Origin of the sequence: Streptomyces sp. NPDC017529 (assembly GCF_044329785.1) — a bacterium.
In the GTDB taxonomy this organism is placed as follows: domain Bacteria; phylum Actinomycetota; class Actinomycetes; order Streptomycetales; family Streptomycetaceae; genus Streptomyces.
Window position 1 is genome coordinate 1 of record NZ_JBIRJY010000059.1, and the last position, 1,138, is coordinate 1,138.

Sequence of the window (1,138 nt, forward strand, 5' to 3'; positions counted from 1 at the left end):
GTGAATTCGGGGGGTACCGCCCAGGTGCAGGTACCGAATTCCAAGCTGGTGGACGGCAAGCGCTACAAGTGGCACGTGCAGGCTCGCGACGGCATCGAGAGCTCGGCGTGGACCAGCCACTGCGGCTTCAACGTCGACAAGTCGGACCCCACCAAGCCGACGGTGACCGCTGTGGACGGGTACAAACTCGACAAGGCCGAGGTCGCCGCGCGCAAGCCCCGCAAGATCAAGCTCGAATCCAGTGACCGTTTCGGCCTGGACGGCTTCTGCTACACCCTCAACAAGCCGCTGGCCACCGCGAACACCAAGTGCTCCAACGGCGCCTTCGTGAAGGCGGACGCGAACGGCACCGCGACCATCACGGTGACCCCCGGCGTGTGGCCCCAGAACCGGCTGCACGTCCAGGCGTACGACAAGGCAGGCAACCTCTCCCCGTACGCCGGGCAGAGCGGAGCGGAGACGGACACCACGCTGATTTCCACCAAGGAGCCGGAGTTCGTCCACGCGCCCGACGGCAGCGTGCACGGCGACCTCCCGGGCGACCTGGACGGCGACGGCTACGCGGACATGCTCGCCACCGACAAGATGGGCGACCTGCGCTTCTACGGCGGCAAGGGGGACGGCAGCCTGGAGGACGGCCGGGTCGTCGACTCGGGCGGCTGGAACGGCGCCCAGATCGCCCACCGCGGCGACTTCATCAGCGCCACCGAGGGCCAGACCAAGGACGGTTACGAGGACTACATCGTCAAGATCGGCAACAAGGTCTACCTCTATCCGGGTGACGGCAGCGGCATGCCGCTGACCGATCGCCGCAAGGAGCTGATCCACCCCACCGGCAAGCAGACCGGACCGCTCACCGGCCCCGGCGGCAAGTGCGTGGACGTCGACAACGCCAAGACGGACAACGGCACCGCCATCCGCATCCACGGGTGCAACGGCACCAACGCGCAGGACTTCGAGCTGAGCAACCGCCGGCTGACCGTCCTGGGCAAGTGCGTGGACGTACCGAACGGGCGAGGCACCAACGGCACCGCCGTCCAGCTCTTCGACTGCAACGGCGGGCGCGGGCAGGAGTGGCTGGACCGCGGTAACGGGTCCCTGTACAACCCGGCCTCGGGCCGCTGCCTCGACCTGCCGG

Annotated in this window: 1 protein-coding gene; it reads left to right on the forward strand. The window is 68.1% G+C overall.

Translation table 11 applies throughout. The features are described from left to right. Window positions 1–24: 24 nt before the first annotated feature. Window positions 25–1,138: ricin-type beta-trefoil lectin domain protein (locus ACH4K4_RS38695; protein WP_398175083.1), on the forward strand; the 1,114-nt coding region annotated here is incomplete at its 3' end.